Origin of the sequence: Cutibacterium nasicola (assembly GCF_051303185.1) — a bacterium.
Lineage (GTDB): Bacteria > Actinomycetota > Actinomycetes > Propionibacteriales > Propionibacteriaceae > Cutibacterium.
Genome location: NZ_JBPPGE010000003.1, coordinates 64,806 through 77,937 on the forward strand (window position 1 = coordinate 64,806; position 13,132 = coordinate 77,937).

The following is a 13,132-nucleotide window of genomic DNA, read 5'->3' on the forward strand; positions in this document are numbered from 1 at the left end:
TCTCCCACGGCGTCGATCAGCTTCTCCACCCGGCGCGAGGCGGCTTGGAGAGGGGTCAGCATGGGCGGTGGCGCCGGGGAACAGATGAGACGGTTCCTACGTTGTCCCTGGTGACCAAGCACGCGAGCACCGAATCGCAAGGAGGATCATGAGCGTTCCCACCATCACCCTCAACGACGGAATTACCATCCCCCAGCTCGGCTTCGGCACCTGGCAGGTTCCCGCCGACGAGGCTGAAAAGGCTGTCAGCACCGCCCTGGAGGCCGGTTTCCGTCACATCGACACTGCCGCCATCTACGGCAACGAGGAGGGGGTTGGTCGTGCTCTCGCCGCCTCTGGCCTGGATCGCAAGGACCTCTTCGTCACTACCAAGCTGTGGAATGACGCCCACCACGCCGACGACGCCCGCAAGGCCATCGAGACCAGCCTGTCCAAGCTCGGCCTCGATCACGTCGATCTGTACCTCATCCACTGGCCGGCCAACGTCAAGTACGGTGACGCCTACGTGGAGGCCTGGAATGCCCTGCAGGAGTTCAAGTCCGAGGGACTGACCCGTTCCATCGGCGTCTCCAACTTCAACACCGAGCACCTGGACGCCATCGAGGGAGCCACCCCGAGCGTCGACCAGATCGAGATGCACCCGTCCTTCAACCAGGCGAGCTTCCGCAAGGTGCTAGCTGACCGCGGCATCAACCCAGAGGCGTGGAGCCCGCTCGGCCAGTCGAAGGACCTCGACACCCCGGTGCTCGCCGACATCTCCAGGGCGACCGGTAAGTCCCCGGCTCAGGTCGTCATCCGATGGCACCTGCAGATCGGCAACATCGTGTTCCCGAAGTCGGTGACCCCGTCGCGCATCGTCGAGAACTTCGACGTCTTCGACTTCGAGCTGTCTGACGATCAGATCGCCGCGATCGACGGTCTGGATCGTGGCAACCGCATTGGCGGGGACCCGGCTACCGCCGATTTCTGATCCGCCACGACACGGAACATGACGACGCGGGAACGATTCATCCCCGCGTCGTTGTCGTTGGTAGACCTATCAGCGCGGCGGTTCCGCATGTGACGGTTCCGCGTCAGGCTGCCTTGAGGGCTTTCTCCACACCGTCCTCGGGCTTGCCCAGGACCGGGTCGCGGTGGGAGACGACGTCGATGATCATCTTTCCGCGCGCCCCGAACTCGCGGGCCCATCCCTTCCACCACACCTTGTCGTGAATCTGGGAGCGGTCAGGGGTGCCAGTGGCATCCAGACCGGTCATCCGGCACGTCGCGACGGTACGGATCTCGTGGTAGTCCTGCGTCACCATGATGGCCCGGTCGACCCCGAAGATCCGTCGAGCCCGAACACAGGTGTCGTAGGTGTCGAGACCAGCGAAGTCCTCGACGATCCTGGCCGCCGGAACTCCCTTGCTGACGAGGTACGTCTTCATCACCTTGGGCTCGTTGTAGTGAGTCTCTCGGTTGTCTCCCGACACCAGGATGACCTTGGCCTTGCCGCTGCGGTAGAGATCCGCAGCAACGTCGAGGCGTCCTCGCAGATAGGCCGACGGGGTACCCGAGGGCAGGACTTGGGCACCGAGGACAATGGCGACGTCGCGCGGTTCGGTGTCAGCGACGTCATGAACCCTGCCGTATGACAGTGCCCCAGCCAGCGCCCAAGGTCCCAACAGTGCAACAAGGGCAGCAATGCATGTCGACACGATCACAGTGCGAATCGGGTGTCGGCGGTACGAACTCACACTCCCACTGTATAACCCGTGTTTCACTCGCGGCGTCCAGCGACTGCAATGGTGCGTGAAAGCACAAAGAAGTCACCACAGCACCACGTCGCCTATCCAAAACTCTGTCGCTATCCCTACCGCTTATCGCCTTTGCGGAGGATGGCCACTAGAAGGCCAATAATGACCACAAGAATAACGACGGCGACGATCAATATCGAGATAACCCAAGACTCACTCGACATCAATAATACATCCACGCGCTAGACCTTCTCTTCAGCTAGCAACCCAGCAGTAATTTTCATAAACATACGACGATCTAGTTCGCCCTATTATGTAAGCTTAGCTGTTGCGTTAAAGTCTTTTACAGAGAGATCCAGAAATCGAACGAAACGTTCACGACCTATACGAAGGTACAGCGTTTCTTAGGGTGGTGTTTGACGGTATCCCTGCCGCCAAACACCACCCCGCAGTGATCACCGCCGATGATCCCGGTACCAGGTCACCAGGGAGGCCGTGGAGGAATCCTGGGACTCCAGGGCCTTCTCGTCACCGGAAACGGCCGGGGCGATCTGGAGGGCGAGCTTCTTGCCGAGCTCGACACCCCACTGGTCGAAGGAATCGATACCCCACACGACACCCTGCACGAAGGTGATGTGCTCGTACAAAGCGATGAGCTCTCCGAGGACCTTCGGGGACAGCTCGGAGGCCATGATCGACGTCGTCGGACGGTCTCCAGGGAAGACCCGCGCTGGCACAATGGCCTCGTCGGTGCCCTCGGCGCGCACCTCATCAGCAGTCTTACCGAACGCCAACGCAGCGGTCTGGGCGAAGAAGTTGCTGAGGAACAGCTCGTGGACATCGGTCTCGCCATCCCTGGCCGGGTGAGCCGGGTTGGCCACCGCGATGAAGTCGGCGGGGATGAGGCGGGTGCCCTGGTGGATGAGCTGATAGAAGGCGTGCTGGCCGTTGGTTCCCGGCTCACCCCAGAAGATCTCGCCAGTATCTGTGGTCACCGCCGAGCCGTCCCAACGCACCGACTTGCCGTTGGACTCCATGGTCAGCTGCTGCAAGTACGCCGGGAAACGGTGCAGGTACTGGGCGTACGGCAGCACGGCGTGCGAGTGGGCCTTCCAGAAGTTGACGTACCAGATGTTCAACATGCCCATGAGCAGCGGGACGTTCTGCTCCGGTGCAGCAGTGGCGAAGTGCTCGTCAACGGCGCGGAATCCGGCCAGGAAGTTCTCAAATCCCTTCGGCCCGACAGCCACGGCCAGCGAGGTACCGACGGCGGAATCCACCGAATAGCGGCCACCGACCCAGCTCCAGAATCCGAAGGCGTTGACGGGGTCGATGCTGAACTCCTCGACCTTGTCCAGAGCGGTCGAGACAGCAACGAAATGCTTGGCGACAGCTGCGCGACGGGCCTCCTCGGTGTCTTCGATGGCACCGGCGCCGACCAGACCGTCGAGCAGCCAGGCACGCACACACCGGGCGTTGGTCAGGGTCTCGAGGGTGGTGAAGGTCTTGGAGGCGATGATGACCAGGGTCGTCTCGGGGTCGAGATCAGCGGTCTTGACGGCGGCATCCGTCGGATCGATGTTGGAGATGAAACGGCACTCCAGGCCCTCCTGGACGTAGGGTTTGAGGGCCTCGTAGGCCATCACGGGGCCGAGATCGGAACCACCGATGCCAACGTTGATGACGGTGCGGATCGGCTTGCCCGTGACTCCCTTCCACTCCCCGGAACGGACCTTGTCGGCGAAGTCGTAGACCTTCTTGAGGACCTCGTGAACGTCGACGACGGCGTCCCCACCGTCAACGGTGAGGGAGTCGGACTCCGGGCGACGCAAGGCGGTGTGGAGGACGGCGCGGTCCTCGGTGACGTTGATGTGCTCTCCGGAGTACATGGCGTCGCGACGCTCAGCAACCTTGGTCTGGTCGGCCAAGTCGAGAAGGGCGTCACGAATCTCGTCCGTGAGGAGATTCTTGGACAGGTCGACGTGCAAGTCGGCCAGGTCGAGGGTGTAGCGCTCGGCACGCTTCGGATCAGCGTCGAACAACCGGCGCAGCTTGTGCGGCCCGTCGGCGAAGGTGGACCTCAGATCAGTGAGCTTTCCCCAAGCGGGAGTCCTCGTGGCATCAATGGGAGTCTGCATGTTCCCAGCCTAGGAGATGGGGTGGAACCCGTGTCATCGCCGCCTGTCATCAGGAGGTCTCGCCTATCATGTTCGCGATCGACCGAAGGAGGACGCGTGACCGCGAAGCATTGTCGGGCTCTGGCCCTGACGTCGGTTCTCGTCGCCTCCATGATGTCGATGCTGACCCCATCGGCATGTCCGATACAAACACCCTGGTCGACGTCAACGGCCTACGCCGTTCCTCCGGGAGCCACCCCACCCGGCGACCTGTCGATGAGCGCGACCCTCGACCGCTCAGACACCGTGAAGACCAAGGGAACCCTGCGTACCCAGACCGGACAACTGGTTTCAGGTGCTCTCATCAATCTTGCGGTGGATGGGAAGCTGCTCGCCGTCGCGGTGACGGACAACAACGGCACCTGGTCCAGTACCTTGCGGCTTCCGTCCTCGGTCCAAGGCGGGGACCATGAGCTGTCCGCGACGTTCGATGGTACTGGAGGGGTCGGGGCAGCATCGGCGCGCGGCACCTTTTCGATCACCCCGCAGGCCACCGTCCTGACAGCGGCTGTGAAACCGACGGTGGCGGCTCCCGGAGCGTTGCTCAACGTTAACGGGACGGTGACCCTTTCACATCGTCATCCCGTCACCGACAGCCAGGTGGCGATCTGGCTCGGCAATGACGGCGATGCCGCTCTCACCACTCCCACCGATCCGCACGGCAACTTCCAGGCCACAATCCAGGTGCCGTTGGATGTGTCGAATGGGCCTTTCACGATCACAGTCAAGCTCGTCGACTCCCGTTATGGGACCTCTCAGAAGACCTTGACGGTTCAGGTGAACGCATCGACGCCCACTCCAACCCCCAGCCCCACTCCAACTCCGACACCGTCATCTGCCTCCCCAACCCCGTCTCCCACACCGGCTCTCACTCCCGACGAGAGCGGGGAGTCGCAGGACGGCCGGATTCCGCAGATGTCCACCAGTCCAGTCCCCGTCGCGCAGCGCAACCTTCTGGATTCCTTCGGCGGGCGCAAGCCACTACTGATCTTCGCAGCGGTTCTCGGCGTCCTGGTACTCGGCGTCCTCGTCGGATCGATGACTCGCCATCACGGCGGACGGGACAAGGGCCGTCATGAGACCAATGACGATGCCGATTCGTTCTTCAACGACTGGGATCAGTAAGACCGGCGCTGAGGGTGAGTGTCGCCTCAAGGGTTCTCGAGGCGTGAGACGGCTCAGGCGTCCGCGTCAGCAACGACCTGCACAACCGAACGGCAGCGCTCGCGCAGCGCCGAGACGACTCCGTCCTCGCAGGCATCTCCGACGAGGACGTCGTCGAGGCAGACCGCCAAGGCACCAGCTGCCAGCCAGCGACGCATCGCATAGGACCCGATTCCGCCACGCGGGATGAGGGCAGCCCCGGGTGCCATCCGGGTGAGGATGTCGCCGTAACTGGCAGAACCCATGTCAGCCGGGGCGACCTGGACGGCATCGGCTCCGGCACCCCATGCGGCCCGGACCTCAGTGGGCGTCAGGGCGTCAGGGGCGGCTGGGATGCCAGCTTGACGCAGGGCGTCGAGCAGGTCGGGAGTGGCGGCCACCGGGAGGGCGAAGGCAACCCTGTCATTAACCAGGCCCTGGACGTCGTCGACGGCCATGACGCCATGAACACCAATGACGGCACGACGACGGTAGATCTTGAGCACGGCGCGACGGCGGTCTGCGTCGGCGACGGGGAGGGTGAAGACGCGAACCTTCTCCTGAATCATGGCCTCGATCGGGGCCATAAGATCCGATGCCGGAACGTCGGGCAGAACAGCGATGACCTTGGACGACAGCACCTCGTTCGGGAACACCAGCCGACCATCGCTGGGGGCATCGATGGGACCAGACTCGTCAGTCTCTGCGCTCATGGGTCACATCATGCCGCATGTCGGCGTCGGCCCGGCGCCCACCGCCCGACAGGACACCTGGAGTCCAGGTGTACCGACAGGTTTTCGTCCACTGTGGAATAACTGAAGTTCGGTGACTGTTCCCCACATGTACGCCGGTGGCCGTCACTCGGTCACCATGAACGAAGGAGATTTCGCATGGCTGACACCGTGAACGTTCCAGCCCCTGCCGGGCAGACCACCACCAAGCTCGAGAACGCCGAGGCCGGCTTCAAGGCCTCCAAGACCCTCTCCGCGAACCTCCAGAAGGTTCTCGTCGACTTCATCGCGCTGGAGTTGGTCGGCAAACATGCCCACTGGAACATCGTCGGCCCGAACTTCCGTGACCTCCACCTGAACCTTGACGAAGTCGTCGGGATCGCCCGCGAGGGTGCCGACGAGGTGGCCGAGCGCATGCGTGCGCTCCACGCTTCCCCGGACGGCCGTCCCGCCGTGGTCGCTGCCAGCACCACCCTTCCTGAGTCCCCCCAGGGAGAGGTCCTGACCCATGACGCAATCAAGGTCATCACCGCTTCGATTGAGGCCGTGACCGGCACCATGCGCGAGGTCCACGACCAGATTGACGAGGAGGATCCCACCTCTGCCGACATCCTGCACGGCTTCATCCAACAGCTCGAGCAGCAGGCCTGGTTCATCAGCGCCGAGACCCGCACCCCGTCCGCGCGCTGATTCGTCGGTTCTCTTCCAGACAATCCATCGTTCAACACACCGCGGGCCCCGAAATGATCTCGGGGCCCGCGGTGATGTGTGTCATGTGGGGGTGTGAATCAGCGGTCCTGGCCATCCATGCGGGTGAGACACAGCTGGCGCAGCTGGGACGACAGCAATAGCCAATCAACCACGGGCGAACACGACCAACACCGGTCACGTCCGAGCCCACCACTACATTGGAAACCGTTCTGGCCGCCCCGATACGAGGAGACACCGTGCACCTGGCCGAAGCCCTTGACGGCATGGTCGACGGTCGTGCCCCGGTCACCACCGACCGCGGGGAGCGCCAACCGGGCTGGGACTCCCCCGGTGCCCGTCCTCTCGACGCCGACATGGCCTTGGACCACATCGAGCGAGCCGTCGCCCGGGACGGCATCTCCATGTACGAGCACCAGGAGGAGGCGATCCTCGAGATCCTGTCGGGCAACCACGTCATCGTCACTACCCCGACCGGGTCCGGGAAATCCCTCATCGCCACCGCAGCCCACTTCGCCTGCGTGGCTGCGGGAGGACGCTCCTACTACACCGCCCCCATCAAAGCCCTCGTCAGCGAGAAGTTCTTCAGCCTCTGCGAGATCTTCGGAGCCACCAATGTCGGCATGGTCACCGGCGACGCCTCCGTCAACTCCGATGCCCCCATCATCTGCTGCACCGCCGAGATCCTTGCCAACATCGCCCTGCGCGAGGGTCGCCATGCCAACGTCGACCAGGTTGTCATGGACGAGTTCCACTTCATCGGCGACCCCGACCGGGGCTGGGCCTGGCAGGTGCCGCTGTCCGAACTCCCGCAGGCCCAGCAGATCGTCATGAGCGCAACCCTCGGTGACGTCACCGACCTGTCCGAGGGCCTCACCACCATCACCGGACGCCCCACCAGCGTCATCACCGGAGTCGTCCGCCCCGTCCCGCTGCAGTACTCCTGGTCAATGAAACCCGACCACGAGGCCATCGAGGAGCTCGTCGAGGAGCAGAAGGCCCCGGTCTACATCGTCCATCCGTCCCAGAAGCAGGCTCTGGAACGCGCCCAGTCCATGACGTCGATGAAGTTGGTGAGCACCGAGGAGCGTCACGGCATCGCCGCCGAGATCGCCGACTTCCGCTTCTCCAAGGGATTCGGCTCGACGGTGCGCAAGTTCATCACCTCGGGCATCGGGGTCCACCACGCCGGGATGCTTCCGAAGTACCGACGCCTCGTCGAAACCCTCGCCCAACAGGGCAAGCTCAAGGTCATTTGTGGCACCGACACCCTCGGGGTCGGCATCAACGTGCCGATCCGCACCGTCATGTTCACCTCCCTGACGAAGTTCGACGGTCGACGCACCCGAGTCCTGAAGTCCCGTGAGTTCCACCAGATCGCCGGTCGCGCGGGTCGGGCCGGATTCGACACCGTCGGCTACGTCGTCGCCCAAGCACCCGAGCACGTCATCGCCAACGAGAAGGCTCTTGCCAAGGCTGGGGACGACCCGAAGAAGCGTCGCAAGGTGCAGCGTCACAAGCCACCGGAGGGGTTCGTCAACTACTCCGAGGAGACCTTCACCAAACTCGTCGAGTCCACCCCGGAAACTCTGCACGCACGTATGAGGATCACCGAGGCGATGCTGCTCAATCTGCTGCAGCGTGACGAGGACACCGCCCGGGCGGTCCAGCACCTCGTCGATTCCGCCACCCCGGTCGTCGCCGAGCGGCGTCGCCTCTACCGTCGCGCCGTGCAAATCGGACTGTCCCTGCTGCGCTCCGACGTCGTCCACCGTCTCGACGAGCCCACCCCCGGTGGCCGCAGGTTCGCCATGAACGAGGACCTGCAGGACGACTTCGCCCTCAACCAGCCGCTGTCGGCTTTCGCCAGCGAGGCCGTCGCAACCCTCGACCCGGAGTCTGCCACCCACGCCCTTGACGTCGTCAGCGTCATCGAGGCCACCCTCGACAACCCGATGAGCATCCTCATCGCCCAGCAGCATGCCGCGCGTGGCGAGGCCATAGCGCGCATGAAGGAGGACGGCTACGACTACGAGGATCGAATGGCCGCCGTTGAGGAGATCGAGTGGCCACGCCCGCTCGAGGAGACCCTCGACGCCCTGTTCGAAATCTTCGCCCCGAGCCACCCGTGGATTCCCTGCGACGCCCTGCAGCCCAAGTCGGTCGTGCGCGACATGTACGAACGCGCCATGACCTTCGGCGAGTTCTGCGCTCATTACAAGGTACAACGCAGCGAGGGGCTGGTGCTGCGCTACCTGACCGACGCCTACCGTGCGCTGCGTCAGACGGTCCCCGAGTCCGAGCGGACCGAGCAGCTTGCCGACGTCATCGCCTGGCTTGGCGAGGTCGTCCGCTCCACCGACTCCTCCCTCATCGACGAATGGGAAGAACTCACCCATCCCGTCGATGAGGAACCCGAACAGGTCCGTCCGGTACGCACCTTCACCTCCAACCAGCGGGCCTTCACCGTCATGGTGCGCAATGCCATGTTCCGCAAGGTGATCCTGGCCGCAGACGACGACTTCGAGGCCCTGGGAGCCCTCGAGCCCGACAGTTCTGCCATGACGACCAATGCCTGGGAGGACACCCTGGGCGACTACTGGGACGAGCACGACGAGATCAACGACGGCCCGGACGCCCGCGCCCCCGGTCTGTTCCTGATCGAGAAGGAGTCGGGACGCCGCAACGACAGAATCTGGTTGGTCCGTCAGATCATCGACGACCCTGCCGGCAACCACGACTGGTCGATCACCGCGACCGTCGACCTCGACGAGTGCGACGAGGCCGAGGACCTGGTACTTCGGACAAGGGCCTTCAGCCGGCTGGATTGACCCACTCCACCATTCGCCCCTCGCGCAGGGTCGCAGGGACGTCGATGATCCGCTGGTTTCCGCTTCCCCGCCATGGCAGGGTGAGGGTGCGTCGTGCCAGCTGGAAAGGTCCGTCGACCAAGACGTCCACCTGGTCCAGCATCTCGGCCAGCTCTGGGTTGTGACGGGCCTGACGCAGCAGGGCATCCATGGTGAATCCGGACCATGCCCAGACGTCCCACCCCATTTCGTGGGCAGCACGGGCCAGCCTCGCACAATCGCCAGGTTGACGGCTCGCCTCACCGCCCGAGAGCGTCAGTCCAGACGCCAACACCGACGACCTCATCGCGGTGATGATCTCCTCGGCGTCGATCTCGTGGCCACCGCAGGGGTCCCAGGTTCCAGGGTTCTGGCACCCGGGACACCCCAGCGGGCATCCTTGCGCGAAGACCGTGAAGCGGATGCCGGGGCCATCGACGATCGACTCCGGCTCGAGCCCGGCAACCCTCATCCTCGCTCCGATCTCACCCGTGCTTGACGCGGTCGCCGACCTCGGCACGCTTGGCGTCGTTGAACCGATCCAGCCCACCGACGAGATAACCAGTGATGCGGCGAATCCGGTCGAAGGGCCCACAATCCTCATGACGGCCACACTTGGGGCACTCGTCATCGATGATCCCGGTGTAGCCGCACTGCGGATCCCGGTCGACCGGATGGTTGATGGACCCGTACCCGATTCCGCTGGCAGCCATGTGCCGCACGAGGGCCTCGAAGGCGTCGACGTTGCGTGCCGGATCCCCCGACAGCTCGACGTACGAGATGTGACCGCCGTTGGTGAAGGCGTGGTAGGGAGCCTCGATGCGGATCTTGTCCGCAGCACCGATGTGGTACCAGACGGGCACGTGGAAGCTGTTGGTGTAGTACTCCCGGTCGGTGATTCCCGGGATCGACCCGTAACGCTGACGGTCCATCCGCACGAACCGCCCCGACAGCCCCTCGGCCGGGGTGGCCAGGGCCGAGAAGTTCAACCCGGTGCGCTCGGCGGCCTCGTCCATCCTCTCTCGCAGGTGACCGACGATCCGCAGACCGAGCTGTTGGGCCTCCTCCGACTCGCCGTGATGGACGCCGATCAAGGCCGTCAGGGTCTCGGCCAACCCGATGAACCCCACCGACAGGGTTCCGTGCCTGAGTACCTCGGCGACAACATCGTCAGGCCCCAAGTCCTCCGAGTCGATCCAGACCCCCTGGCCCATGAGGAAGGGGAAGTTTCGCACCAGCTTGTGGGACTGGATCTTGAGCCGGTCGAGCAACTGGTCGATGACGAGGTCGATCATCCGGTCGAAGGAGGCGAAAAAGGCATCAACGTCGTGGTTGGCCTCGATCGCCAACCTCGGCAGGTTGATCGAGGTGAAGGACAGGTTCCCGCGTCCCCAAGTCTGTGCCCGCGAGGGGTCGTGGACGTTCGACATCACCCGGGTGCGGCAGCCCATGTAGGCGATCTCGGTCTCGGGATGGCCGGGCACGTAGTACTCGGCGTTGAACGGGGCGTCTTGGAAGGAGAAGTTCGGGAAGAGGCGCTTGGCGCTCACCCGGCAGGCCAGCCGGAACAGGTCATGGTTGGGGTCACCGTCGTCGAGGTTGACGCCCTTGTGCACCCGGAAGATCTGGATCGGGAAGATCGCGGTTTCCCCACCGCCAAGACCGGCCTCGGTGGCCTCCAGCAGGCAGTGCATCACCATCCGCGCCTCCGGGCTGGTGTCGGTGCCGTAATTGATCGAGGAGAACGGGGTCTGTGCCCCGGCTCGCGAGTTCATGGTGTTGAGGTTGGCGATGAGGGCCTCCATCGCCTGGTAGGTCTGACGACGTGTCTCCTCGACGGCCTGGCGACGAATTCTGTCGGCGACCCGGTCGGTGTCGTCGACGAGCCCGGCAAACAGTTCCGCCACCTGCTCCTTCTCATGGACCAGCGCGGCCGCGTCCGGCTCCAGCACCCATCCCGACGCCACCTGGCGCACTTGGTCAAGACGGTCCTCGTCGCCACCGAGAACTTCGAAAATCCTCGTCAAACCGGTTTGGGCAGCCTTGCTGAAGGTCTTGGCGACCCCCGGGGCCATGTCCCGGTCGAAGTTCGGCACCGCCTGGCCGCCGTGTTGGTCATTCTGGTTGGACTGGATCGCGATGCAGGCCAGGGCGGCGTACGAACCGATGGACTGCGGGGATCGCAGGACGCCGTGGCCGGTGGAAAAACCGTGCTCGAAGAGGTCGGTGAGGTTGATCTGACAGCAGGTCGTCGTCAGGGTGAGGAAGTCGAGGTCGTGGATGTGGATGTCCCCGTCACGATGGGCGGCGGCATGGGAGGGGTCGAGCACCTCGAGCAGGTTGAACTGCTTGGCCGACTCGGTTCCGTAGCGCAGCATCGACCCCATCGCGGAGTTGCCGTCGACGTTGGCGTTCTCCCGTTTGGCGTCGGCTTCCTCGGCGGTGGCGAAGGTGATCTCACGCAAGGTACGCATGAGGGCGGACTGCTGGTCGCGAGCAACGGTGCGACGCTGACGGTAGAGGATGTAGGCCTTGGCGACGCCGTCGTGTCCCTGATCCATGAGGGTCTTCTCGACGAGGTCCTGGATGGCCTCGACATCAGGGGTGTCCTCACCCATCTCGCTCAGTCGGGAGAGCACCTCGAGGGCAACCTCGGAGGCCAACAGTTCGGGGGCGTCGCCGCCACAGGCGACGAAGGCTTTGCGGACGGCCTCGACGATCTTCGTCGAGTCGAACCGGATCACCCTGCCGTCCCTCTTGCGGATGGACGTGGGAACCGTGCGTGGGGTGGTCAGGTCGTCTGGCTGGACAATCGTCGACATGCTCTCTCCTCGAAGCAGCGCACGAGTGGGGCAGGTTCACCCCGGGCCGTCTCGCACGCCCGTTGTCGTACCGGGTCGCCGACCCGGGCGCTGGCAGGTCTTCGGACTTCAGGGCGTTTCGCCGTCAGACGAGTTCCTACCGAGCGACGCTTCCCAACCGGATGGCCAGTGCGTATGTCGCCGTCGTTCCCTGTCACCGCTGCGGGGCAGTTCCGGTTTCCCACCGGATTCCCTCTTTCCTCCCATCGCCACCAGATGTGGATACAACCCCTACATCTGGTGTCTGGCGATGAGAACCAGCACAAGATGAAGGGTATACGCATCTCATCACATCTGCACACTCACCCCTTCACCTCGTCATCAGGGGTGGGCTTCCCCGCGTTCGGAACCGGTCGTGACACCCCTTCGGATCGCGCATCAGGCTGGCATCATGGACACACACCCAGGGAAAGGACACAACCCATGGAGATCACCAGCACGTCGATCACCGACGGCCAGCCGATTGACCTGGCCCACGCCCATGCAGATGCGGGTGGCAAGAACATCAGCCCCCAGCTGAGCTGGACGCCCGGCCCGGAGGGCACCGCGTCATACGCGATCACCGTCTACGACCCCGATGCCCCCACCGGTTCCGGCTTCTGGCACTGGATCCTCGCCGACATCCCAGCCGACGTCACCTCCCTCGATGAGGGCGGCCCGCTGCCTTCCGGTGTGCGCGAGTGGACCAATGACTACCAGGAGGACGGCTACTCCGGAGCCTGCCCGCCGCCCGGACCGGCCCACCGCTACATCCACACCGTCCATGCCATGCCGAGCGAGCATCTCGACATTCCTGACGACGCCGCCAACGTCCAGGTCCGCTTCGTCATCCACACCAGCGAGCTGGACTCCGCGTCGATCACCGGAACTTTCAAGCAGTCCTGACCACGGACACACGAGCCGTCCGGTGTCGGCGACCCCTGCTTG

The 13,132-nt window shown here is 64.1% G+C and carries 10 protein-coding genes and 1 riboswitch; of the genes, 5 read left to right on the forward strand and 5 right to left on the reverse strand.

Annotated elements, in window-relative coordinates; translation table 11 throughout:
• The first annotated feature begins 148 nt into the window (after nt 1-148).
• Nucleotides 149-970: an aldo/keto reductase gene (locus ACSJJT_RS05975; protein WP_016666319.1), complete on the forward strand. Its 822-nt coding sequence runs from the start codon at nt 149-151 to the stop codon at nt 968-970.
• A gap of 103 nt (nt 971-1,073) precedes the next feature.
• On the opposite strand, the gene ACSJJT_RS05980 is transcribed toward ACSJJT_RS05975, so the two are convergent.
• Both ACSJJT_RS05980 and pgi read right to left on the reverse strand, forming a co-directional pair.
• Nucleotides 1,074-1,703 carry a SanA/YdcF family protein gene (locus ACSJJT_RS05980; protein ID WP_435917686.1) on the reverse strand — a complete coding sequence of 210 codons (630 nt, stop codon included), beginning with the start codon at nt 1,701-1,703 and terminating at the stop codon, nt 1,074-1,076.
• A gap of 488 nt (nt 1,704-2,191) precedes the next feature.
• Entirely contained in the window at nt 2,192-3,874 is a 1,683-nt protein-coding gene (gene pgi / locus ACSJJT_RS05985) for a glucose-6-phosphate isomerase (RefSeq protein WP_435917435.1), read from the reverse strand.
• A 96-nt stretch (nt 3,875-3,970) separates the two neighbouring features.
• On the opposite strand from pgi, the gene ACSJJT_RS05990 reads away from it, so the two are divergent.
• Nucleotides 3,971-5,038, forward strand: a complete 1,068-nt coding sequence (locus tag ACSJJT_RS05990; protein WP_435917436.1) for a hypothetical protein — start codon at nt 3,971-3,973, stop codon at nt 5,036-5,038.
• 53 nt (nt 5,039-5,091) lie between these two features.
• Here ACSJJT_RS05990 and ACSJJT_RS05995 read toward each other — a convergent pair whose 3' ends face one another.
• The gene (locus ACSJJT_RS05995; protein WP_435917437.1) at nt 5,092-5,769 is read right to left on the reverse strand and encodes a bifunctional 4-hydroxy-2-oxoglutarate aldolase/2-dehydro-3-deoxy-phosphogluconate aldolase; all 678 of its coding nucleotides are present in this window, start codon (nt 5,767-5,769) and stop codon (nt 5,092-5,094) included.
• Between the two features lie 177 nt (nt 5,770-5,946).
• Here ACSJJT_RS05995 and ACSJJT_RS06000 point away from each other — a divergent pair, with 177 nt between their 5' ends.
• Together ACSJJT_RS06000 and ACSJJT_RS06005 are read left to right on the forward strand one after the other, a co-directional pair.
• The gene (locus tag ACSJJT_RS06000) at nt 5,947-6,477 is read left to right on the forward strand and encodes a Dps family protein (protein WP_021108007.1); all 531 of its coding nucleotides are present in this window, start codon (nt 5,947-5,949) and stop codon (nt 6,475-6,477) included.
• A 257-nt stretch (nt 6,478-6,734) separates the two neighbouring features.
• Entirely contained in the window at nt 6,735-9,326 is a 2,592-nt protein-coding gene (locus tag ACSJJT_RS06005) for a DEAD/DEAH box helicase (RefSeq protein ID WP_435917438.1), read from the forward strand.
• On the opposite strand, the gene ACSJJT_RS06010 is transcribed toward ACSJJT_RS06005, so the two are convergent.
• Together ACSJJT_RS06010 and ACSJJT_RS06015 are read right to left on the reverse strand one after the other, a co-directional pair.
• On the reverse strand, nt 9,310-9,816 hold the full coding sequence (locus ACSJJT_RS06010) for a 4Fe-4S single cluster domain-containing protein (RefSeq protein WP_435917439.1): 507 nt from the start codon (nt 9,814-9,816) through the stop codon (nt 9,310-9,312). The genes ACSJJT_RS06005 and ACSJJT_RS06010 overlap by 17 nt on opposite strands.
• Before the next feature lie 13 nt (nt 9,817-9,829).
• The gene (locus tag ACSJJT_RS06015) at nt 9,830-12,166 is read right to left on the reverse strand and encodes an anaerobic ribonucleoside triphosphate reductase (protein WP_435917440.1); all 2,337 of its coding nucleotides are present in this window, start codon (nt 12,164-12,166) and stop codon (nt 9,830-9,832) included.
• 75 nt (nt 12,167-12,241) lie between these two features.
• Nucleotides 12,242-12,434: riboswitch (cobalamin riboswitch) on the reverse strand.
• Between the two features lie 194 nt (nt 12,435-12,628).
• Between ACSJJT_RS06015 and ACSJJT_RS06020 the strand changes: the two genes are divergently transcribed.
• Complete coding sequence (locus tag ACSJJT_RS06020; protein WP_435917441.1) at nt 12,629-13,090, forward strand: YbhB/YbcL family Raf kinase inhibitor-like protein; 462 nt, start codon at nt 12,629-12,631, stop codon at nt 13,088-13,090.
• The last annotated feature ends 42 nt before the right edge of the window (nt 13,091-13,132 follow it).